Source organism: Nostoc sp. CALU 1950 (assembly GCF_051172895.1).
GTDB classification, from domain to species: Bacteria; Cyanobacteriota; Cyanobacteriia; order Cyanobacteriales; family Nostocaceae; genus Nostoc; species Nostoc edaphicum_A.
On the sequence record NZ_JBDNJQ010000054.1, the window covers coordinates 21,638 to 46,166 of the forward strand.

15 protein-coding genes are annotated in these 24,529 nt (G+C 39.1%); 1 reads left to right on the forward strand and 14 read right to left on the reverse strand.

Annotated elements, in window-relative coordinates; translation table 11 throughout:
* The first annotated feature begins 54 nt into the window (after nt 1-54).
* A complete protein-coding gene (locus ABF638_RS16360) occupies nt 55-1,320 on the forward strand; it encodes a M20 family metallopeptidase (RefSeq protein ID WP_435023874.1) in 1,266 nt (421 codons plus the stop codon).
* 109 nt (nt 1,321-1,429) lie between these two features.
* On the opposite strand, the gene ABF638_RS16365 is transcribed toward ABF638_RS16360, so the two are convergent.
* The 14 genes from ABF638_RS16365 to ABF638_RS16430 all read right to left on the reverse strand — a co-directional run.
* Nucleotides 1,430-2,245: a class I SAM-dependent methyltransferase gene (locus ABF638_RS16365; RefSeq protein ID WP_435023876.1), complete on the reverse strand. Its 816-nt coding sequence runs from the start codon at nt 2,243-2,245 to the stop codon at nt 1,430-1,432.
* 49 nt (nt 2,246-2,294) lie between these two features.
* Nucleotides 2,295-3,557 carry a glycosyltransferase gene (locus tag ABF638_RS16370; protein WP_435023878.1) on the reverse strand — a complete coding sequence of 421 codons (1,263 nt, stop codon included), beginning with the start codon at nt 3,555-3,557 and terminating at the stop codon, nt 2,295-2,297.
* Entirely contained in the window at nt 3,554-4,330 is a 777-nt protein-coding gene (locus ABF638_RS16375) for a hypothetical protein (protein ID WP_435023879.1), read from the reverse strand. Before ABF638_RS16375 ends, ABF638_RS16370 begins: the two co-directional genes overlap by 4 nt.
* Before the next feature lie 102 nt (nt 4,331-4,432).
* Nucleotides 4,433-5,317: an SDR family NAD(P)-dependent oxidoreductase gene (locus ABF638_RS16380; protein ID WP_435023881.1), complete on the reverse strand. Its 885-nt coding sequence runs from the start codon at nt 5,315-5,317 to the stop codon at nt 4,433-4,435.
* 463 nt (nt 5,318-5,780) lie between these two features.
* A complete protein-coding gene (locus ABF638_RS16385) occupies nt 5,781-7,418 on the reverse strand; it encodes a cyclic peptide export ABC transporter (protein WP_435023882.1) in 1,638 nt (545 codons plus the stop codon).
* A gap of 324 nt (nt 7,419-7,742) precedes the next feature.
* Entirely contained in the window at nt 7,743-8,738 is a 996-nt protein-coding gene (locus tag ABF638_RS16390; protein ID WP_435023884.1) for an NAD-dependent epimerase/dehydratase family protein, read from the reverse strand.
* 435 nt (nt 8,739-9,173) lie between these two features.
* Entirely contained in the window at nt 9,174-11,051 is a 1,878-nt protein-coding gene (locus ABF638_RS16395; protein WP_435023894.1) for a hypothetical protein, read from the reverse strand.
* 306 nt (nt 11,052-11,357) lie between these two features.
* On the reverse strand, nt 11,358-12,692 hold the full coding sequence (locus tag ABF638_RS16400) for a phthiocerol/phthiodiolone dimycocerosyl transferase family protein (RefSeq protein WP_435023885.1): 1,335 nt from the start codon (nt 12,690-12,692) through the stop codon (nt 11,358-11,360).
* A 167-nt stretch (nt 12,693-12,859) separates the two neighbouring features.
* Complete coding sequence (locus tag ABF638_RS16405; RefSeq protein WP_069074437.1) at nt 12,860-13,165, reverse strand: phosphopantetheine-binding protein; 306 nt, start codon at nt 13,163-13,165, stop codon at nt 12,860-12,862.
* A gap of 355 nt (nt 13,166-13,520) precedes the next feature.
* Nucleotides 13,521-13,808 carry a 2Fe-2S iron-sulfur cluster-binding protein gene (locus tag ABF638_RS16410; protein ID WP_435023886.1) on the reverse strand — a complete coding sequence of 96 codons (288 nt, stop codon included), beginning with the start codon at nt 13,806-13,808 and terminating at the stop codon, nt 13,521-13,523.
* A 49-nt stretch (nt 13,809-13,857) separates the two neighbouring features.
* Nucleotides 13,858-15,156, reverse strand: a complete 1,299-nt coding sequence (locus ABF638_RS16415; RefSeq protein ID WP_435023887.1) for a hypothetical protein — start codon at nt 15,154-15,156, stop codon at nt 13,858-13,860.
* A gap of 15 nt (nt 15,157-15,171) precedes the next feature.
* Entirely contained in the window at nt 15,172-16,833 is a 1,662-nt protein-coding gene (locus tag ABF638_RS16420; protein ID WP_435023888.1) for a PfaD family polyunsaturated fatty acid/polyketide biosynthesis protein, read from the reverse strand.
* A gap of 53 nt (nt 16,834-16,886) precedes the next feature.
* On the reverse strand, nt 16,887-20,210 hold the full coding sequence (locus ABF638_RS16425) for a PfaB family protein (RefSeq protein ID WP_435023890.1): 3,324 nt from the start codon (nt 20,208-20,210) through the stop codon (nt 16,887-16,889).
* Between the two features lie 174 nt (nt 20,211-20,384).
* On the reverse strand, nt 20,385-24,529 hold a 4,145-nt coding region (locus tag ABF638_RS16430; RefSeq protein ID WP_435023892.1), incomplete at its 5' end, for an SDR family NAD(P)-dependent oxidoreductase.

Below are 24,529 nucleotides of genomic sequence, written 5' to 3' on the forward strand. Positions count from 1 at the left end.
ACTGGGAAAATAAACTCAGTTAGTTAGCTGTACTTAAACTAGTTTGTCTTCATAATGGTTTCCACCTTTCCCAATCCCTCTTCTGTTGATCTATCTCGCATCCGACTGGCGATCCGTTCATTGCAACCGCAATTAGTAGAGTGGCGGCGGCGATTACATCAACAACCAGAGTTGGGTTTTCAAGAAAAACTGACGGCTGAGTTTGTATCACAAAAGCTGCAAGAATGGGGAGTTGAGCATCAAACTGGCATTGCCCACACTGGGATTGTTGCCACCATCAAAGGCAATAAACTCAGTACTCCTCACTCAGCACTCAGCACTCAGCACTCCCCACTCAGCACTGACAAAGTTTTAGCGATTCGGGCGGATATGGATGCATTGCCAATCCAAGAACTCAACGAAGTGCCCTACAAATCGCAGCATAATGGAGTGATGCACGCTTGTGGACATGATGGACATACTGCGATCGCATTAGGTACAGCTTACTATCTCCAGCAGCATCGCCAAAACTTCTCCGGTACGGTGAAAATTATCTTTCAGCCAGCGGAAGAATCACCAGGAGGCGCAAAGCCGATGATTGAAGCTGGAGTCCTGAAAAATCCTGATGTTGACGCGATTATTGGTTTGCATTTATGGAATAATTTGCCTTTAGGAACAGTGGGTGTGCGGGCTGGGGCATTGATGGCAGCTGTGGAGTGCTTTAACTGCACAATTTTGGGCAAAGGTGGACACGGCGCACTACCCCATCAAACTGTTGACTCAGTAGTTGTTGCTGCTCAAATCGTCAATGCCTTGCAAACCATTGTTGCTCGGAATGTTAATCCCATTGATTCAGCAGTGGTGACAGTAGGTGAACTTCATGCTGGAACCAAGCGTAACGTAATTGCCGATACAGCGAGAATGAGTGCAACTGTTAGGTATTTTAATCCCAGTTTGAAAGGCTTTTTTAACCAGCGTGTCGAGCAGATTATTGCTGGAATTTGTCAGAGTTATGGTGCAAGTTATGATTTAGACTACTGGTCACTTTATCCACCAGTAATTAATGATATTAAAATGGCAGAACTGGTACGAACTGTAGCAGAAGAAGTGGTAGAAACTCCTATAGGTATTGTGCCCGAATGCCAAACAATGGCTGCTGAAGATATGTCATTTTTCTTGCAAGAGGTTCCTGGCTGCTATTTCTTTCTGGGTTCTGCTAACCCCGCAAAAGACTTAGCATATCCCCATCATCATCCCCGGTTCGATTTTGACGAAACCGCCTTGGCAATGGGTGTGGAAATATTTGTTAGATGCGTGGAAAAGTATTTTATCTCAACTTAAGTGAGCAAACAGAGCAATTGCGATCGCAATGCTTTCACTATGAGCAATCCAACACGCATATTTGACATCAAAATACCCAAGCTATTTCCAGGTTGCAGCAAGTGTTTTGCTATCCTAGCCGTACCAAATGCATACCAGATGTTCGTGTCAAATATGGGATAAAGGTAATGAGTAAACGCTCAATAAGAGGAAATCGCGGAAAATATTGTGAACAATCTGAAAAGTAGAGCGAATTTTCGACTTTATACCGTGAGTCCCAGGTTTCTATCTCTTGAATATTTTTAATACCCCATTGTAAATTAGCAGATGTGTATTTGATTGCATCCCAATTTCTGTGATACTTTACTATAAATGGCGATATAGCATCAAAAATTAAGAAAGAACCAGGAAAATTATCAGCTAGCATTGCAAATAGCTGCTTCACCTGTGACTCAGTAAAGTAGACCAATACTCCCTCAGCAATAAATAAAAGCGGGTTAGAAATCGATGTTTTCATCTTGTTTATCCAGTGTGATTCCAAAACCGAGCCACTAATAAACTTGCGGCGATCGCTCTCCTCAAAAAATCTTTGCCTGACTGCCATCGAATCAGCTAAATCGAGGTCAAACCAATTTAATGTCCCGTTATCAAGTCGCTCAAATCTTGTATTCAAACCTGCACCGATCTCTATCACAGTGGTTCTGGGAGAATTTTGTAAAAAGTTCTTAACCAACTGATCAATTGTTTGCCCTCGGATACATACTATTAATTGAGAACTAAGCGACTTAGAAACTTTATTGAAGTTATAGTCGATTTGTGAAAGTATGTCTACAGCTTTGGAATCATACAGAATAGGCTGTTGTTGACTTGCTTCAACTGCACGTGCCCATAATGTAATTAAAAGTGTCTCCTGAACAACTCCCAAACTGACTTTCTCTTTGAACATTTTCACTTTACCTACAAATTTCTTAGCTAATAAAATGCTAAGGTTGAAGTTAGCCAATTGAAGCTTTACTATCAAGTGCTTGAAGTGACTTTTGATAAGGATGGTATTCAGTTAGTAGAATATCATAAGGGTTTTTGACTTGATAGACAACGCCACGCCACTCAACATTTTGCTTGATCATGGCTGATGCTGTAGCGAGGGTAGAAATTAATTGTGTCAGTGGAACTGCCAACAAAAGTTTTACTAAAAATCGAAACGAAAAACGCTTCATCAGTTTGCTATGTTCCCAAAGCACCTGCTGCACACCTTGTTCCAAACGTGTAATGAGTAAAGCCATGACCAAGATATAGCCTACAAATCCGCCCCCAAACAAAGCTGTTGCTGCAAAGTTACCTGTGAGTATGGAAATTAGCATCATTCCTATAGCTACTACAAGAGCTAATGAGGGTACGAATACCTGGACGACAAACAGCATCCACTTAGGGTGATAGAGCCTTGGCATCATTAATTGGCGTGTAATAAAGCGCAAGCATTGAGCTAAATCACAATCCTCGCGATTGATCATCATAACAGTAGGCACAAATTTCACTTTTAAGCCGATGCTTTGCAAAGCTCTGTGAACTGGTGCATCAACAGAAATGCTTTGCGTCCATATATCTAAAAGTTGGGCTTGTCGCAAATTAGAGAGTTTCATTGCCATTGAACCTCCCCAAGCATATTCGTGGATATACATAGACACAACAGACGCCGAGTTATATACATATCGCACCAGCGAACCCCATTGTTCGCTTGGTGGCAAATACCAACGGTTTCCTGTGCTAGCTCCAATTTGTTTGTCCATTAAGGGTACAACTAATTCGCGTAACCAATTTGGATGGGCAATGACATCAGCATCTATGAAAGCCGCTACATTGTAAGAATCATCTAATGCAAATATGGCTTGCACTAAGGCACTGCATTTGAGACTACAGGTGTTGTGCCGCACAATTAAAGGACTGACTTTAACGTGTGTTGCTCCTGTTTGCTGGATGGTTTTTGTGATGATATCCCAAGCAGGATCTTCCTGACTATCAACTACAATGTGCAATTCATATTGGGGATAGTTCTGGTTTACTAAGGCGCGAATACAATCAGCTAAGAATGGATCAGCACCTCGTAAGGAAAGGATAATTACCGCTTTAGGTAACAACTCATCTGCCATGATCTGCGATTTTGGCAAACAAAGTGATGATGTAAAAGCCAGCGCACAGAGCGTCTGAATAACTACAAAAACTACCAAAACTGCAAAAATATAGATCCCTATCTGGTTCATTGATTTACCTCAAATTGATTAACTCTGCTTAAATAAGTCACTAATGCGAATGATCCCGAAGACAATTCGCGCTGCACAACGCTCATTTTTGCTTCAGTTGTCCATTGGCGCAGCACTTCTATTTCGCCCTCGCGATCGGCATCATCAAGCAAAATCAGGGCATTGGTAGCAAGATGTTGTCCAAGAACAGGCAAAAGACCATATCGACCACCAGGTGTTTGATTCGTAGGAGGCCCGTCACAAATAACTAAGCGGAAATCATTTGGCAGACTAGCTAAAGGAGGTTGATACCAAGAAAAGCCTCCGAAGTCGTGCAACGGTGATAAATAAATATTGACTCCTGAAATGCAATAGCGTTGCAGCATATCACTTATACGTGTGTACCACTTTGGTATATGCTCCAGAGAATAAACCTCAACACCGCGCCGACCAGCAAGCAATCCCACAAGAATAGTTGTTAGTCCACTGCCACACTCAAGGATAGGCCCAGGGGTATTCACAGCTTGCTTGGCCACTTCCTCTAGATAATCAAGGTCAGCAGCAAAAAAATTATTCTTCCAACCTACTAGCAATCCAGCTAGCATTTTGCGCGTTGGTACTTGCTCTAGTGGAAGATTGGCAATTTCTAGTACCATCTCATGGAAAGTGGGCGCTAGCCTGGCCTCTTTGTACAACATTATTTGACTATTGATAAACTTGAAACCCCAAGCTAAAGATTTGAAGGTATTGCTAAGCGGATTAGGAATGTAGGAATTTTTAAGCATTGTTGACATATCCTTTGTCATTGGTTTTTATTCAAGTCTGCATACACAACAAAAGAGCAAAATATCCTTAATTGATATGCATATAAGCATTCACATCAATTCAGGCAAATCTTATGTAAGACTAGTATTTTTCAACTGTTTTTTCATGTAAGTAGGCAGCATTTCAATACTGGTTAAATTTTCTGTACGCATTTTGTTCAGTTTGACCACGCCAATCAGGCGATAAATTGTATCTAAAAATTCTGGACATATTTGCCCAATTGCAAACATAATTTTAGTCAAATGTTCTGTGATCGGGCTTTGATTGACTATTACTTCTGTCTGATTTTGTTTAAGAGATTTAATGACTGCATTTGCCACTTTTTTTGGTGTGGAGATACCCGCTAGCAGGGGTAGCGGTACATGGGTATTAAAAGTCATTCCGACTTTATTAACATATCCTGGACAAATTGCCGAGACATTTACATCAGTATCAGCCAATTCTTGTCGTATAGCATCAGTCCACATAATCAAACCAGCTTTACTTGCAGAATAAATGCTGTTGTAAGCAACTCCCTTTTTTCCAGCTACAGAAGCAATATTGACAATATGTCCACTACGCCTTTCCAGCATACTTGGCAGTAATAAACGGGTTATTTCCATAGCAGCAAGTAGATTTGTTGAGACAACTAACTGCATTTCTTCTAGAGAATAATCTACAAAATTACGATAGAGTTCTATACCAGCATTATTAATTAAAATGTCAACTGGACCGGCAATTTTATTAATTTGCGTCGTCAGAATAGAAAGTTCTGTCATGTTTGTTATATCAAAGGGAATGCTTATCCCTTTCCCACCTAAAGCTTTGATTTGAGCGCATGTTGTATCTAGTCCGGACTTAAAACGAGATACGCAAACTACAGTTGTCTGCTCTCTAGCTAGAGCGTGGGCAAGGTATACTCCTAAACCACGTGATGCACCTGTCAAAAGTACTGTTTTACCTGCTAAATTTGTCATGATAAACACCTTAAACCTTATCCTGTTGCTGTCAAACTATTTCAGACTATGAAGCTAAATAACAGCTTTTTTAGATAACTTGTCCTGTCTATTATTGCAACTATTTTATGCTGTAATTATATGAATTAATAATATGAATCCAATAAGTTGCAATTCTCCACTATATTTATTAGTGAGCTGATTACTTTCACCAAAAAGCTTTTGCTTCGCTGCCTTGTAATATGTCAGGATTTTTCCTGCTTTTATTTTGGATTTTTTGAAAAGTCAAATACGCAATTAACATCAACTTTATTTTACGAAAGTATTATTAGTTTTAGCGTGAATCCAAGTTCTGTAATACAGAACGGATTTTACATCTGCTTCCAAAATTTTGTCTTGTTTGCTTTGTGATGCAAGTTTTTCTTTTCTTAAAAAATTGCTGGGGCGATCAGAAGCTTCTACTAAGTTATTCAAAAACATTGCTTTACTCCTTTCCAATGTTTAAATGTTCAGTTTTTACTTGGCCGTATTCCAGCTTGACAATCCGATCTGCTAGGTAAAAATATTGGTCGTCATGACTGATAACCAGTACAGTTTTACCTCTATTCTTTAGCTCCGCCAGAAGTTGAGTGTAGAAAATTTCCTTAAATACAGGATCTTGATCTGATGCCCACTCATCAAACATATAGATAGGACGGTCTTCTAAATAAGCAGTAACTAGAGCAAGGCGCTTGCGCTGTCCTTGAGAAAGGTCGGTGGTAGAAAGTACTCCATTATTGACCTTAACTTTATGGTCTAGTTGTAGTTGAACAAGGTACTTTTGAGTCTGAATATCTAGATCGTTACTATCCAAACCCAGGAAGCGATCAAAAAGATAAAAATCGGAAAATACTACAGAAAATTGCTGGCGATACCACTCTAAATTATGATTATCGATGAGATTGTCATCTAGATAAACATTTCCTGTTTCAGGAATGTAAAGCCCAGTAATTAATTTAGCGAGGGTAGATTTACCACTACCATTACCTCCTACAATAAAAATAAGTTCTCCTGGATGAAATTTCAAGTTAATAGGCCCAAGGATAAAGTTGCTTTCTTCTCGCTCTTGATAATAAGTATGGGTTACATTTACTAGTTCTAAGCAGTTCCAAGATTTATCTGATGTCAGTGAAATATTGTAACTACTATCATTTGAGTAATTGGCTAATGAAAGTCCTAAAGAATCTACTTTTTTTAAAGCAACTAAAGCTCTAGTTATGCTAGGCATCATACTCATAATGTACTCTAGAGGTGATATTAAATAAATAATAGTTAGGGCATATGCAGATAAAGTTGTCGGATGAATTTTATTTATAGTAGGTATAATGAATAAAAGTAACCCGATAGCCACAAAAAATAGTATTTGTCCCCAACTAGCAGCAGCAGCAAAGATACTCATACCCACAACATTATGATGACGGGATGATAAGGCAGTGGTATGAAAATCTTCAGAAAGAAATGCTTGGCGTCGACTATGATTCAGCTTAAGTTCCTTTGTGCCTTGAGTTACAGTACGGAAATGCTTAAACAATCTATCTTCCTGTTCACGAGCCAATTTTAGAAAAGACATAGCTTTCTTCATTGGTAGTGAATAGCTGAATATTCCCAGAAACATAAAGCTAATACCTATAAGGAAGACAATTTTAGATAACCAGCCCAGATAAATCAAACAAGCAATCACAATGGCAATGTTAATACATACAAAAGGAACAGTAATAATTGTGTTAGAGATTGTTTGAATATCTTCAGTGAGGACGGCTAAAAGACCATGAGCACCGATTTGTTCTAAATGACGTAAGGGTGAGGCAAGAATGCGGCGGGTTAAAAGTATCCGCAAATTGAGAATTGCTTTTTGTGAAAGTTGGATTAACAGAAATTGAGAAGTAAAACTAGCAATTAGTCGTATTAGACAAAGACTAACAAAACTCCAAATCAATATAGTTTTTGATGGGTGGTTTTGGCTCAATGTCATATTAATTAGAGCAATTAAGCCAGCAGCAGTAGCGCCACTAAAAATACCAGCTAATATAGCAAGACTAAGGTGGAGAGAAGAAGTACGTAATAGAAGGTGGATCAGGTTCATAAGTAATTAACAATCCACAGCATTCGGTCTGACGCCAAGAGTTTTTTTAAGAGTAATTAAGCAGATATGTTATTTGCTTAATCAACTCCTTGATAAGAGAGATATTTTGCACATTGGGCTGCCATCAATTTGTACTTAGTGAATCGTTCTTAAGATGGTCTAACACTTGGTATTTATGGTTGATGGTTTAACACTTGGTATTTATGGTTAATGGTCTAACACTTGGTATGTATGCTTGATGGTCTAACACTTGATATGTATGGTTGATGGTTTAACACTTGGTATTGAAACTTTATAAATCGACTACAGCGACTAAATTATCATTTAGATATCTGCCTTTTGTAGCCATTCTTGTATGTGCTGCATCCCCTCTTTCAAATCAATTTTGGGTTTATAATCCAAAAGACTTTCTGCTTTAGCAATTGAATAAGCATAGGGACGAGTGATAAAATCTATAGATTCTGGCAGAATATCGGCTTTTTTGCCAAATAGTTTCTGTCCTTGGGAACGTAGTTTTATCAGAAGTTTGAGTTCATCTTTTGGCAGAGATATGGGTGTAGGCGTACCGGCCATTTCTACCAAATGGGTAAAATATTCTTTCCAAGAAGTTTCTTGTCCATCAGTGATATTAAATATTTCACCGTAGGTTTCTTTTTCAATCGCCAAAAAGATAGCATCAATCAAGTTGTCTATGTATACGTGATTGATGACTCCCCTTCCATCATTGACATAGACAAATTCTTTTTGACGCATCATCAAAATGGGTCGGACTATCCAAGGAATACTTCCTGGCCCATAAACATCACCTGCTCTAATGATGATGAGGCCAAAATCTGGTGGGGAATTTAGTGGTAATATTGCTTCTTCGGCTTCTATTTTCGTTTGACAGTAGGGATTATTATCTCCAGACAATGGCCCAGATTCTGTAATGCGATCGCAATAGTTGAAGCCGTAGACCATCCCACTTGAAAGATGCACAAAGGTCTTAACACCAGCATTCTTAGCAGCTTTAGCTGTATTGACAGTGCCGCCAACATTTACCTCACGAAAATGGTCAAGTGATCCACCTTCTTTGGCTAGTTCAGCCGTATGTGCAACTACATCTACTCCCTGACAAGCAACTTTGACAGTAGCTGGGTTAGTAACACTACCAGCAATCACCTCAATGTCCAGCTTTTGCGCTTTTTTTGCTTTAGCTTTATCTGGGGAACTTTGCAGCCCACGGACTTTCATTCCCTTTGCTATGGCTAACTCAGCAAAACGCAAGCCGACAAACCCATTAATTTCTGTGATGAGAAGAGTTTTGTTTTCGATATTCACAGATTTAATCTACCACTGTATTGCTGGTTTGATTTCAGGTGCGTCATTGATTCTCACATATATAGTAAGAATGTTTTTAACACTGCCGAACAATCTCCTCCAGTTGTGATTTATAAGCATATTATGACGGCGAGATACTCAATCGCAACTCATATGCAACTCATATGCAACTTGATAAATACTTGAGCAAATTTTTATCCAAACTAAAAAGTCATTCGTATAAAAATGCTAGGAATAATGCTCTAGCATTTTATACGAATGACCTAAGCTGAATTATGATTGGCTGCTTCAGCTTTGCTGTATTTTATTGTATCCCTACTCTGAAAGCTTGCTACACGCAGATATTCCGTAGCAAAGCAAATCACTCTTTTGAATGCTACTTATATAGCAATCCTAACGACTAAACAGTGATAATTAAGAGCCTATCTTACGAATTTAGATTTTGTATTCTTCTACTTTTGATTTGAGAGAGGCAAAATGTTTTCCACCTAGTTCAATTTCCCCATCTGCACACCCGGCTTTCAATCTTTCGACTAGATAATCCAAATCATGAGCTATAAAATTTGTGCCATGATCTGGTTCTATCAAACTAACTAAAGATATATCTCTTGCTTGTTTTTCAACCAAGCTAGAAATCCCCAGAAAGTTAAATACACCAGATTCATAGGTTCCACAAGGTACTGAAGGATTATGTACTCCAACACAGTATTCATTTGGTTTAAACCAATCAAATGCTGGGTAACCGTGGAAATGAACAATTGCCGCACCATCTTTAATTAATTCTGGTGTATACAAAGCCGCCGAAAGACTAATCGCCAGCATGACATAAATATCATAAGAAGGTTTCATATCTGCTAACTCCGACTGAATCACTTTAGGTAGTTGGAGATATAGCTTTTCTTTCAAACCAATTCTGATAATATCATCAGCGATATTCAAGTTTGTTTTATTTGAGCCTGAACGAGAACTTACAAGCCAAATATCAGGTACTTGTCTAAATACATCTTCTTCTAGCAGCTTAATTTTGACATAGCGTCTACCTTTTTCATTTTGACGAAGTTCGTTACTACTAAATCCCTTAACAGGTAATAGACCTTCCCACTCATTTTTAGTTAATTCTATATCTCCAAAATATTGTGGAGGTTCAGCATAAGCAACAAAGCCATAAGAGACACCTGTTCTACCATTTATGATGACGCTGACAATATCTCTGTGAGATTTTCTTTTGATAACTTCATCTAACTTAAAACCAGGTGGAAATAAACCTGTCGATGCTAATTCTTGACCTAATTTTACTAATTTGGGAGCGTAGATAGATTCTTTAGGATTATATTGTCCTAGCTCAAAGCGACTCAGCAAAAGTGGTGCGATCGGTACAAAAACTTTAGGAATTAGTGATTTTAACACAAACCTATCTATCTCATTTTTAGAGAAAATAGAGTCTGAAAGATTCATGTTTAATATAGAAATTTTCTCAGATGAGACTCCAACAACAATCTCTGAAAATGTTCTAATTAAAGTATTTAAGCCAATATTTATTTTCTGTTTATACGGAATAAGAGGGTTGACAAAATCATGATCTATGTCAGTAATTGTAATGACTTGTGTCTTACTAGGATTATCAACATACTTAGCTGCATGATCTTCAGCCCAACTGCTTAATCGAGCCATTTTTATAACAGGTATTTTGCGACCATTTAAAACGAATTTAGAATAAAATTGATAGAGAGCCTCTGCTGCAAAAATACCAACTTTTCTTAGAATTGAATGAGGTATTTCTACATCAATAATTGCATTAACTTCTGATTTAACCCCTTTGAACTTGAAGTTCTTCCTTTTGTTAATTATTGGAATTGTCAAGTCATAGTTAAATTCTGCGATCGCTTCTTCCCAAGTTAACACTTTAACCCCATAATTTATCAGTTTATCCTCCAATTCTTGGCGGAATTTCAGAATTTCTTGATTGTTGTAACTATTAGGTAAAGGTTTAAATGTAACTATCAGTTTTTGAGCCATAACTTTAGGATCGATAATTGGTGGCTTATACTCCACTGTTGATTGTTCTGTAAATCCCCCAATTAGACGACCAATGGTTTGCAAGTTGAGTCCTTGACTTAAAGGAACACACTCTAAGTCAGCAGCCACATCCATCTCTTGTAAAAATGCTACAATCTCTGCTTTACAAGCGACTATTTCTGCTTGCATTTCTAATGTGATGACTCCCTTTGGTGAGCGAATCTTTAATTTGTCGTTATCAACCCATAGATGAACACCTTGTTCAGTAAGATTTGCCACAAGTTTTGATGCGTTCATTGTTTTAGAATCTCCTAATTGGTTCAAAATATTCATTAAGTAGTCATTGGTCATTGGTACATACGCCGGGACGTAAAAACCAATGCCACGTTAAAGAGTGAGAGTAGTATCTCAAGGACTAATGACTCTCGTGTTGCGGTTTGATTTCTTAGCCCCTCAATTGAGCAATGAATAGTCTAGTGCCGCAAGGCGTAATTCGTAATGACGCTCGATGACTCGCTAACGCTGCGCTAACGTAATTCGTAATTAATTATTTGCCAGGGTTTTAGACATTTAAAATTGGTGGCTTATTTACGTTGTGTGGTACTAGTTGCATGTTAAACTAGAGTCTAAATTTAAATTGCAAATCTCAAGAATATAAGACATAACATTATTGACAAGAGTCTCCATAGTATTCTGACTGATTGAAGGTTCAGAAAAGACAAAATTCAACAGCATTTTCCCTTGAAAAGTTGAAGCGTGGATAATAAAAACACCTGCATACAAAGCATGGGAACCAGCAAAACTGATTTCTTCTAGTTCAAATTCACCATAATGTTTCGGAATATTGACTCTGCCAACATTAGAAACAGACACCGTAGCAGCTACTTGCCTGGGGTAAATAAAACAAAAATCTATAAGATCCTTGGCAATCAAAATCATTTTAAAGAGATCACCAGATTTTTTACTAACTTCAAGCTTTTGTTTTACCTCGCGGGCTAATTCCCATAAGGACGTATTTTTTTCTATGGTATGAAATTCCATGATAGAGGAGGCTAATACAGCCATGTGATTATCACTGATTACTGGTTCGATAAGTCTCCTCAAATCAAAATATGATAGGCAATTTACTCGTATATTTTTTCTATTGCCTTTAATTATTTTTCTCCCTATTGTAAACATCATTACAGCGCACAATGCACTATGTACTGTTGTATTTTCTTGCCGACAATGATTTACAAACTTTTGGGTTAAATCTTGGTCAAGTTGTCTGTGGATAATATTGCAACGACGCTTTGCAATAGATACGTACTTTTCAAAACCTAATGTTTTTGGTCGATTCCAGATTTTTTTAAATCCAAGCTGTAACAAAAATATAATGCTGTTTATCCTACCTTTAAACCCTTTAGTCCATTCGGGCATTAATTCTTCGATGGGTGGAAGCGGAGTTAAGCTGGCACCTGGATTGATTGGTTCACCAGACACAATTTTTTGGCAACAAGTCAATATTTCGGAGTGAAGTTGGATGGATGATAAACCATCTGCGATCGCATGGTGTATTGTTGTAATTAGGTAAGTTATGTGCTGATCACCCAAAAGATGCACAAGAACCACTCGTAGCAAACCTTGGCTACTATCAATTCCTTTGTTCATCTCTTCATAAACCACTTCTTCCCACTGCTGATTATTTGACTGCCTTACAACCCGTAAACCAATCTTTGCTGTTCCTTGATTTTGAAAACTGAGACTATTCTTAGAACAAACAATTTGAGAATTTAGACGAGGGTGACGAAACTGAATCACGTCTAAAGCTTGTGCTAGAGTTTCTTCGCAGATATAGCCCTTGATGCGACTAATAGTTACTATGTTCCAGGTTTTAGCACGGCTATTTAAGATTTCCATAGCTTGCTCGATGCGTCCCAGTTTCCTGTTGTAAATCATATTTACTTTTGATTTCTTCTAACGACTGATGTTTGCAAGCTTAGTTTCTATGGAGGTTGTCATTATTTAACAACCTGTAGAGTAAGCTTTGCTAAAACCTGGATATACTCATAGTTTCAAACTATCAAAGTTTTGTTATGTAAATTTTTCAAGAACAGCTTTGATGTTCAAATCTCAAAAATCTCTGACTGCGAAGCTTTAGATTCTTCGGCTAAACGCTGGGATAATGTTTCAATAGTGGGGTAATGCCACAATAGGATTGGAGATAGCTCAAAACCAAACAATTTCTCTGCTTTGCTAACAAGAAACATTGCCTGCGCTGACTCTAATCCGTAACTATCTAAAGGCTGGCTGACATCTATATCTTTGGGTTCAACTCCTAACTGCTCGGCAATATGAGATACTAACCAAGCTTGAATTTCTTCTGCGGTATAAGACTGCTTTTTAGTTGTCTCAGGAGTAGACTGACTCATTTACACACCTCTGAAGTAAAAAGAATTGGATATGTAGCATTTCTAAAGAGGATATGAACATGCTAAAAACCTATCATTCTTGTTCATAGCATCAATAGGATTGCTATACTTGCTAAAATTTGGGAAAATTTGAAGGTAAGGAATACTAGAAAATGTTTGAACTTTCGCTACTTCTTCATTTGCTAGGACTTACCAAAAGAATGATTTTTAGATAGGGGCAATACCTTGCTAGTTCGCTGAAAGCGTTCTCGTAAGAGTAGGTGCTTTACATCTACATGAATTGCCCCAGAGTGCGTATAGTTTTGCGTAAGTCCTAATCTCCTAAGTGCATATCGGGCTATATAAAATTTGTCAACTAATTAGCTACCCGAATGCAAATATCGCCCTGCACAATGCATTGACAAGCTAGGCGAATATTGGGATTCTCTGGAGCCAATACATCAAGCAAAATCCGCTCTTCATCCAACACAGGAGTTAGATTTTCCATCCCACTGACAACTTCTATGAGGCAGGTTCCGCAAGCAACGCAACGACAACCAAATAAAATTGAACTAGGATGATCATCACAAACCTTAGTTAAGCGTTGGTTTGCTTCAACTTGAACTGTTTTTTGATCGTCTTCAAAATGAATAGATACTATCATTTCTCAACTCACTAGGTTCAGGAAATAGGGTTAGCAGATTTAGCAAACCTTAGGCAACTTCAACAACTTTTTGAATTTCCTTAATTGCCAGAGCATCCTTGTAACGCTCATAGCGATTACCTAGCTTAGTTGTATTTAATTCCAATCCCAGTTCTTTAATCAGACGCTCTAGCTGCTGAGATTTGTATTGCCAACTTTTTTGTTCTATGTAACCAATAATATTGCGCCACTTTGAACTTACCTGTCTCCAGGAATGAACTAATTGATCTATATCTACCTGCTTATCAACTAATTCAGGATGGTGCAGAGACATACTTAGTGAGTTTAGCCCGATTCTAACATCAGTTAACATGATTCCTTGCACGGTCAGGTCTAACTTCTCCAAATAAGTTGTGAAACTAGCACTAATATAGTCTTCCACAATTAGCTGCATGAAATATCGAATGAAATCTTGAGCCTCTGGAGGAGCTACCCTATACAGTTCTACTCCTAAATCAAAAGATGTTGTGTAATGACGTGCTTCGTCTGTTAAGTGACCTTGATTCAATTCAAAAGCTAATGGTTCATAATCAAACTTTTCAGGTGAGTCAAATAAATAAGCTTCGCTTTTTTTCAACTCCACATTAGCCATGTACCGATATAACAAAGTCAAACTACCCAAGCCACTTTCTTGAACTTTTTCGGCGGGTAGCATTCTCATCGCATCCCCAATCATGAACCGTAAAGTTCGATATGTAAAATTACTGCCTCGCTGCTGCGTTTGCTCGACAATATTTTTAAGAAAGCTTTTACCTTTTTGAAGGTTTAGCAGGGTTTCATTTAAATCTTCATCAAAAGTAAAACGGGTATCGAAACTGTCAAAATCTGATTGAGGTATTGCACCAACAGAACCATAGAAAAAACCAGGCTCATCAAAAGAGCTTTGAATTCCTATTTCTCGGCAAACCATACTATATACGGTTCTAAAAGACCAAATATGATCCATTTCTTCATTAGTTTCCTGATGAAGAATCATAAATTCATCCGAGTAGGAAGCAAAAACTTTTTCGGCAACGCTCATGTTGGAAATGAGAGACTGATATTCGCTATTGGCAACATACTTGTATAAGTTAGCAAAGAATGTCGCAGATAAAATTGTCATTTGACGAGCAGTGAAGGAAAGTAAATACTCACAAATCGGTACGGGTAAGGGAAGCATTCCCGGATGAGAGTAGAGTTTTTCTCCTTTAATTCCCTGCTTGCTCATCGCTATAGCGACAGGTTTTAATTCTAAGGAATTAGTATGTGCCTGCTCGAAAAGCTTATTTTGTATCTTGGGAATTCGGTTATCAATTTTAACAGTACTCATGTTATTTTCCTCTTTTTAATTAGAAACAACTGGACGATATTCACTGTAATAAGCTGGCATTTGTAAACCCTGGATTTTCAAACTTTGCATCCGGTATAAAAATGCCGCTCCGGTCATAATGTGGTTGGCAATATCAACGACTTGACGATTATTTGATTCAGATAAATAAGAACCTCTAACCCAGTCATTGAAGCTGCCCATAGCTGGCCCACACCAAATTTGATAATCCATTTCCCTACCTTTTTCCCCAAAGTTAGACCAACGAGATGATAATCCAAGATACCAACGAAAAATTAAAGCCATTTTCAATTTGGGATTATTAACAGCCTTGTTTAATTTATCAGGATTGCGTTGAGATAAATAACTAACTGTTTCTTGCCAAACTGCTTCCAAACTCTTTTGCAAAACTTGTTTTTCTAGTTTCTCTCTTTCTGCTCGTGGAATATCTTCAATTGAGTCATAGTTTTTGTATAACTCAAACAGTTTTTGTGCTCGCAAAGGAAAGAGAGTTCCTCTTTTGAGAACTTGGAGTTTTACCCCCATTTCAAACATATCTGCCGCCGGAGCCATCATCACATCAGCCATCTCGGCTTGAGCCAGCAATTGTTTGGTATGTTGAGAAGTTCCAGCTTCAATACAAGACTGGTTAATTGAGCCGGTTACAACATAAGCAGCCCCCATCATAAAGGCAGCTAATGCTGATTGTGGCGTAGCAATTCCTCCTGCTACTCCTACTCTGACTGGTTTTTCATAAGAAAATTTTCTTTGAATTTCATCTCTCAATTCCAAGATAGATGGTAAAAGACAAACCAAAGGACGATTATCTGTATGACCACCAGAATCTGCTTCTACAGTAATATCGTCAGCTACAGGAATTTTTTCGGCTAGGCTTGCTTGTAATTCACTAATAAGACCTTGCTCAACTAATTGTTTTAAGATTTTTGCGGGAGCAGGTTGCAGAAATTTGATTGCAACTTCTCTCCGAGAAATTTTGGCAATAATTTTATTTTTGATTTCGATTTGATTGGCTGCATTCAAACCAAGTCCAGCAGCGCGGTAGTAAACAATGTTGTCAGTCAAATCGAGGAAGGCGGAAGCTTCGATTGTTCTTACCTGATATTTAAGATACAAATCAACAACACCGCGTTCAATAGCAGGTTCACTGGGACTGTGGAGTAAGTTAAATGCGTAAGGCCCTTGGGGTAAAGCTTGTTGAATATGGTTAATGGCTGCTTCGACGCGAGCAGGAGATAAGCCACCAGCACCAAATGAACTTAAGATTTTCTCTTTACCAAGGGCAATTACTAGTTCTTCAGAAGCAATTCCTTGAGCCATTGCGCCCGTGGCATAAGCGTATTTTACGCCATGAAAGCTGAGAAAAGTTGGATCACCTAATTGTCGAATTGATAACGGTGGAACAGCTATTAATATTTCTACATCTTCAGATTTGTCTTGGTTGTAAGGATATAAATAACCTTCATTAGTTGCACCAATTTTTCCTTCGACTCTAATAATATAACAAGGTTTTTCTAAATTTAGCAATTTAGATTTTATGCCTTTTTCGTTAAAAGATACAGAATCTAAGGCACCTTGCCAAACTTGATTTTGATGGTAAGAAAAGTCTGATACTTTCAGGTAATTACCATTTTTGTTTAGTATATTGTTTGCGCCTATCATGTTTTTCCTTCTCCAGTCAGATAATGTAGTTGCATAGTTTGAAAATTTAGATTTTATTCAAATAATCTTTGGTAACAAGCCATTTGCAACTGAATTATGGCGCTGATTTGCTTTAGTGACTCCTGTCGCGCTTGTAAAAAAACAGCATGGGTTTTAGTCATACGAGAAGCATTCTCACTTAGCTTTTGATAGTAAGGGCTACGTAAATTGAGACAATGGGGTTCGTCAATAACATGAGAAATTGTCAAACTAGAAGTCAGAATGGATTGATAATTTTCCTGTTCTGTTATCCAAGTTTCGTTATTTTCTGATTTTTCTACAGTTTCTAAATTACGCTCTTGTAGCAATAGCCCAGTCGATTCGCTACCATTTTTAAGAGCTTCTTGCTGTTGGATATGTTCTGTATTTCTAGAGGTGTTGACAGGATTTGTGATTGTAGTTTGAAACAAAGAAGAATTCATTTGTGCTAATTCCTTAAAATCTGGTAGTTTATGCTGCTGTTGATTAACAGTGTTAATGGGATGGCTAAAAGATATATCTTGAAGTTTTTCTTGTTTGTTATTGTTCAAAGATGTGTAATTAATCTTGCTACTGTCTAAGGTTATAAATCTCACCCCAGAATTGTTTTTGTAGGAAACTTTTGGTTCTTGAGAATATAGTGGTGATAAATCTAAATTAACCCGATGACTGAGGAGTTTTGCTAAGGCTTTGATAATAGAAGTATGATCGTCTACACCTCTTTTATTAAGAGACACGGTGATGTGTTCTTTTGCATTGAGGGTTTTATCAATCCATCTAGAACAGTTACTACCGGCACCTACTTCGATGAATATTTTGAAACTATCTTCATAGACGCGGTTAATTAGCTGAGGGAAATTAAGCTGTTGACAGAGGTTTTGAGCAATGTTGTGAGCAATAGAATTGCTGTCAAGGGCAATGGGTTTATACTCGGCTGCGGAATAGAAAATAGTATCTGGTACGTTTTGAGTAGGTAATGTATTTAATCTCACAAGTTCATCGTATTCAGAGCGCATTGTCTCGCAATGAATTACATGGGTGAAGGGAGCAGAAAAAGCATTACAATTTAAGTTGGCAATCACTCGCTGACAGACTTGGATATCACCAGCGATCGCAACTTCTTCTGTAGTATTAATTAAGGGCAAATAGACGTGCTTTTCATCTTTAATAGCTTCCTGAACACGCGAGACTGGACACATGAGAATATAGTTGCGCCAAAAATCTTCGCCTTGCTCATCTTGTCCTTGAGGTAATCCCCAATACTCGCGCACAGCGTTTTTGGGGCCAGATAGCCTCGTCTTCAACAGAGATGATGAGTTAAAGCCCTCACTACCTTCTTGAAACTCAGTCCAGACACCTTGAGCCAACATCATGCTAATTTCGCCCAAGCTATAACCAAATGCAGATTGGGGCTTGAGTTGAAAATAATTTTTCAGAATTGCTGTCATCAGTCCAGCACAAGCCATTTCTGATTCGAGTACTGCTACTGAATCTTTAAGCAATCGCTGTTCAAGGGCTTCTAATTGCCTGGTTGACAATTTTTCTAAGCTTCGGGGATAAATAAGCTTTTCGACGTTAGCAACACGATTGTAGATGCTTCTGATGAAGGGATCATCGTAAAGTTGAGGAAACAAACGAAACAGATTTCGACCTAATCCGATATACGCACTAAAGGCACCTGGGTAAACGAAAGCAACTTTACCTCTTTGACCCATTGGTTGGGCCGTAAAATAGCTACCAAGAGGACTTTGCCAGTCTTTCCCTGTCTCAAAGGCATGGGCAATACCCTTGAGGGAGTGCTGAATTTCCCGTTGCAATTCCTCTTGATTGTGTCCGAGAATTGCTAGAGCATAAGTTGCCTGTTGACGCTGTTGAAAAGCTGTAAAAGTCTGCCTAGCAGCGTCAGATAGGGAAGAAGAATTTTGAATCGTTTGCTCAAGAGTGCGGATTTCGTCTAATAAAGTTGATTGATCATCAGCTGCGATCGCAAATACATAATAAGGCATTTGCTCTAAATATCGGCTGCTGTGATCTCTCTGATTTGGTTCCTCTGACAAAATTAAATGTGCGTAACTCCCATCTACCTCCATCCCATTAATCGCAGCTATTCTTCTGGTAGCTCCTTTTTCTAAAAACCAGGGTTTTGATTCAAAAGCGACATAAAAAGGACTACCTTGCCAAATCTCTGGCGTTTTGGGGCTAGACCATTGGGGAACCGCAGGAATATAGCGATGATATAAACAGAGTGCTGTTTTAACCAGACTAACTATTGCCGATGCAGTATGTGTATGACCAATATTGGCTTTGACACTACCGATCGCACAAGTTAAATTTGGTTCAAATGTGCGATAAGCTGTGAGCAAACCTTTAATTTCTGACTCATCCTGCTGGGGAATTCCACTACCAACAACTTCCAAATAGTTGATATCTTTCGGTTTGATTTCTGCAAGATGAAAAGCCTGTTGACAAACTTGTGTCACCGCTTCAGAATTTGGGGATTGGGAACTGGAGACGCGATTTGTTGAATTTTTCAGGACACTAAGAGCGTCAATCGTTGCATATATGCGATTGTTCTCTTGTTTTGCTGTTTCGTAGAGCTTCATTACTACAGCCGCCGCACCCTCGCCTACTATCCAGCCATTGGCATTCTGGTCATAACTGAGAGTATTCACGCCTGTGTTAACTTTTGTTATTTGATTTCGTCGTAAAACACTAGCGCCATCCCCAGCAAGCTCGATTGCACCGACTAAAACAGCATCTACTTCTCTGATTGTGAGTAGCTTTTGTGCAAGTTCTAAGGCTTTAAAAACAGTATTGTGTTTGGCAATTAATGTGAATGCAGGGCCAGCAAAATTCCATAGTTTGGAAATATAATTAGCCAGTCCATTTTCGATGTAACTTGGAGATTCACTGTCTTTGTCAATCGCTTCTAATTTTTCTGTTTTGGTAAGTTTGTCTAGAGTCAGTTCTGTAGCAGTAGCAATGATTATCGCTATTCTTGTTCCTTGAGGAAGTGCCGCATCTTTGAGGGCATTATCAGCTACCTGAAGCATCAATAGTTCTTGAGAGTTAAAATTGTCTACTTCTTCTGGCGGTATTTCTAAATCTAAAGCATCAATCTCAAAATCTTTGATGTATGCGCCTAATGGTAATGCACCGTCGGCAAAACCATAGTTTTTCAGCAACTTTTCTTGTGCTTCTATTGCTTGCAATCTCTGAGGAGGTATGGAAATAAAATGCTGAGTTCCTTCATAAATACTGCGTTCAAAGGCATCTAATCCTTTGCAGTCACCACCCAAATAGCAATCCATTCCCACAATTGCTATTTTAGGAGTTTTATTTTTTACAAATTCTTCCATCACCTGTCTCCTCAAGCTGATATATACATTTTTGAGTTGCTGATTCTCTGACTTTTTACGGTATCTGGAAAACTTCTCTCTAAATCTCTCTCCTTAAAGGAGAGAGACTTTGAATTTCTTAGCTGGGGTTAGGAAGCTTTTCCAAATTAAGTGAAAAGTTAGGCTAATTCCTAGTTAAATTTCATCTAATTGCTTGGGTAAAATAGTTCCCTTTGCTCCAAGCATTCGGGTATATATTTGTCCTTGCTGATTATGGGCGATAACATCAACCACTAAACCCGATTCTGTTTTAGATTTTATTTCACAAGAAACATAAAATGTTTCATCAAAGGGGACAGCTTCAAACTGTTCAAAAGTTTTGATTTCCGAAGGTAGACAAGCTACCTGATAAAAATGCTGTGCCCAAATCCAAAATGCATGAATCTGCACATCTGCAATATAGGGATTAAATGTTTGGACTGGGAATTGTCCTTGTTGTCTTCTTGCTGGTTCTGGCAAGTAGCATTCTATGGTTATCTTATCCAGAGTGGCATTTAAGACAGATTTTACGCCTTGAAAAGTAAGTCCGTGAAATAAGGTAGCTGCCCCATTTTGATAAAGTGATGAAGTCGTAGCGGTGATTCTATGATCCTGGCTTAAGTTCAGAAATTCGAGTGTAGGGGTACTAGGAACTTCCCGCTTCAGTTTCATCTGGCTACTGAAATGATAACGAATTTTACCTTCTGGAGTTTTACTCCAAATTTTGGCATCGAAATCTATCTCATTGATATCATGTTTAGCAATTTCTTGCAATTCTAAAGTGTATTCAGTTGGTAAATTTTCATCGAAGATTAGTCCCTTCAAAACTTTATAATTGGTACAACTGAAAGCTTTGTAACCAGGATATATTTGTTCGCAAGCATTAGCAATCCATAATAGTCCACAAGTTGCTGGTAGAACTGGATAACCAGCAATTACATGGTCTTCTAAAAAGGGATTAGCAGCTAATTTGAGTTGCCGCTGGATACGAAAAGTTCTTAACTCACTTGGTAGCTTTTCCGGCATAAACACCAGGGGACTACCAATCACAACTTGCACAGTTTCTTGATTTGTACTAGCTAATTCATCAACTAAAAACTCTGTGCCAATTTCAATCGGAATAGTCTCAATATTTCGTTCAGCAAAAGCTTGCTTTAATTCAGGAGAAACCATACCACTGTCCCAAGGGCCCCAATTAATCGCTACTACATGAGAATGGGGATGGTTGCGTTTGACAAGGTGGGCTGATTTGTTGAGAATTTCATTAGCGATCGCATAATCTGTCTGTCCGACATTTCCGTAGAAACCAACTACAGAAGAAAATAGGACTAAATAATTCAATTGATTGGGTGGTACACACCGCAACAGGTTTTCTAGACCTTTAACTTTGGCAGTGTAAACTGTTTCAAAATCTTGGACTGATTTTTTCTCAATCCGCTTATCAGCCAGATTACCAGCCCCGTGAATAATTCCTGTTACTGGGCCAAAACGCTTCACAGCATTAGCGACTTGTTCAGAAAGCGCGATCGCATCAGTCACATCAACATTCAAATATTCAGCTTTCCCACCCGCTTGTTTAATGGCTTGTAAGGTTGTGGCAATTTCCCGACTAGATGAAATAACGTTAAACTTTTTCTGCACCATTGCAGGTGTGGGTTTTTCGCCTCTAGCGAGGAAATCCTCCATAATCCGCTTTTTCAAATCAGCTTCACTCAAGTAGCCTTCAGTCCACACGGGTTCTGGATCGGCGGCGGAACGACCTATTAAGATAAATTTGCATTGATAACGTTGCGCTAGTTTGATCGCACATTGAGCCGTTATCCCTTTGGCACCGCCACTTACGAGAAATACTTGAGATTGGGCATTCGAGATGGGGAAAAGGTTGGCGGAAAAGGTGCTGGGTGCAAAAGGGATTGTTCCTACTTCCTGCGCTCTGTTTTTTTGTTCTTCTTGTTCACATATTAAGGTTGATCGTCCTTGTGAACTATATCCCACTTCCACAACCAATAGATTGGGATCATGAAGTTCGGCGAGAATCTGCTGTGCTGATATTTCGGCATCTAAATCAGGATTGAGGTCGATCGCTCGGCAAAATACAGATTCCCATTCCTGGTTCAAACTTTTAGTGAGTCCAAATAGTCCAGCGCCAATTGCACCGAAGTTAGTTTTGTGTCCTAGTCCGAATTCGCCATCCAGACGGGCCACAGTTACAAAACTACTGCGTCCTTGAAGTGCTGCTTGATTCAGTGGTTCCTTGAGATATTTGGCAATGAGAAAGATATGGCGAAGAATAGCTCTTTCTGATTCCAGATAGCGGACATTCTTGCTTGTATCTTCGTGATTTGAGGGATTCAGATGGATAAATGTAGCGATCGCACCATAATTATTAGCGATCGCTGTTAACTGTTCTTGCAAATGCTCCTCGCTCAAATCTGCAAGCACCACACGGCTAACCCCTTCAGGTAAAGCAGATTGCTTAGAAATCACAGTTGAGGGAAAAGTTAAGACAACAGTCTTCCAGCCACGCTTTAACAGAGTCTCAGCTAGTTTCGTCGTGGTGAGAGAACCATCATCAGTAAGCAAGGCAATATGCTGATCGGGGAAAGTGAAATCTAAAAAATCAGGTTCAGGAAGATATTTGAGTTTGACAGGAGAGCGAAGAATTCGAGATTGGGTACTGGGGATTGGGTACTGGGGATTGGGTACTGGGGATTGGGTACTGGGTAATGGGGATTGGGAAAACTCTTCCCCAGTCCCTAGTCCCTTTTCTATATATGCAACAATTTGTCCGAGGGTATGTAGTTGAGCCAATGCTTCTGAATTCAGCTTGGGTAAATCAGGATATAGTTCTAGCAAGGCTCCTAGAATTTCCACAAGTTTGACGCGATCAATTCCCAAATCTGTCTCAAGATCCATTGATAAATCTAACATCGTCATCGAGTAGCCAGTTTTTTCGCTAACGACGTTGGAGACAATGTTAGTAAGCTCTGGAGATGAGGGGGATGAAGGGGATGAGGGTGATGTTACTGTTACTCCCCCATCACCGTCATCTCCCCCATCTTTGCCATCTCGCCCTGTTTCATCCACAGGTGCGTTGACAAGGCCCACCGCAGGGATCGCTGCTGAGATTTCTGATGCAATTTTCCCCATATACTCAGCTATCTGACCGAGGGTGCGTAGCTGTCCTACTTCTTCGGGATTCGGTCTGGGCAAATCAGGATATAGTTCTAACAACGCTCCGAGAATTTCCACACGTTTGATGGAATCAATCCCCAAATCTGCCTCGATATCCATTGTCAGGTCTAGCATCTCCGTTGGATAGCCTGTTTTATCACTAACAACGTTAATCAGAGTTTCGCTCAGGATGGCTTGATCAATGATTACTGCTGGGGGTGGGGGTGCTACTGGTTCTATGGGTGCTACTGGTTCTGTGGGTGTTACTGGTTCTGTGGGTATTACTGGTTCTGCGGGTGCTGAGGGTACAAACGCTACAGTTGCAGTCTTATTCTCCTCTAATGGATTAATATCCAAGACTGCTGCTTGATGATGTGCGCCATTACCATTTGTGCCATTACCATTAGTTGAAACTGGCTCAGATTTAGTGGCAAAACCGTTACTCGGTACATCAACCGATGCAGTTTCCAGAACAGAGTTATCCTTTTGGGTTGGTGGAACTACTGGACTAGGTTGATAGTTAATTGGCGGTATCAGACTTTGTGGAGTGGTATTGCTGGACGACTGTTCATAATGTCGCTGGAGCAATTGGAAAAAGTTGTTAGTGTATTCTTGCTGATGGTTCAGATATTGCTCATGGATGCGGATGCTATCAGCTTGATGGTCGTGAAACCGCATGATGCTGCGTTCTGAACTAGAGACTACTAATTGCTGTGTTTGTGTTTGTGTTTGTGGCTCGCTGAATTTACCATTTCCCCACAACGCATGTTGTTGCTGCATGAGTTGGAAAAAGGTTTTGGTATATTCTGTCTGATGGTTCAAAGATTGTTCATGAACCTGCAAGATATCATGTTGATGGCGATTGAACTCTATTAATGTGTACTCTAAGTTGTCTATAGCTCTTAGGTAACTTAGAGGAAGTTCTGGAATAGGTTGCAAAGACTTGATATCTAGTTGGTCTGATTGCCCATTCTGCACAGATTTCACTCCACCATTGACTGCGACTTTCTCTGCTGGATGAGAGGGGTTAGCTGTTGCTGGTTTATTGCCATTTCCAACGGTGGATTGACCGTTGACTGCGACTTTCTCTGCTGGATGAGAGGGGTTAGCTGTTGCTGGTTTATTGC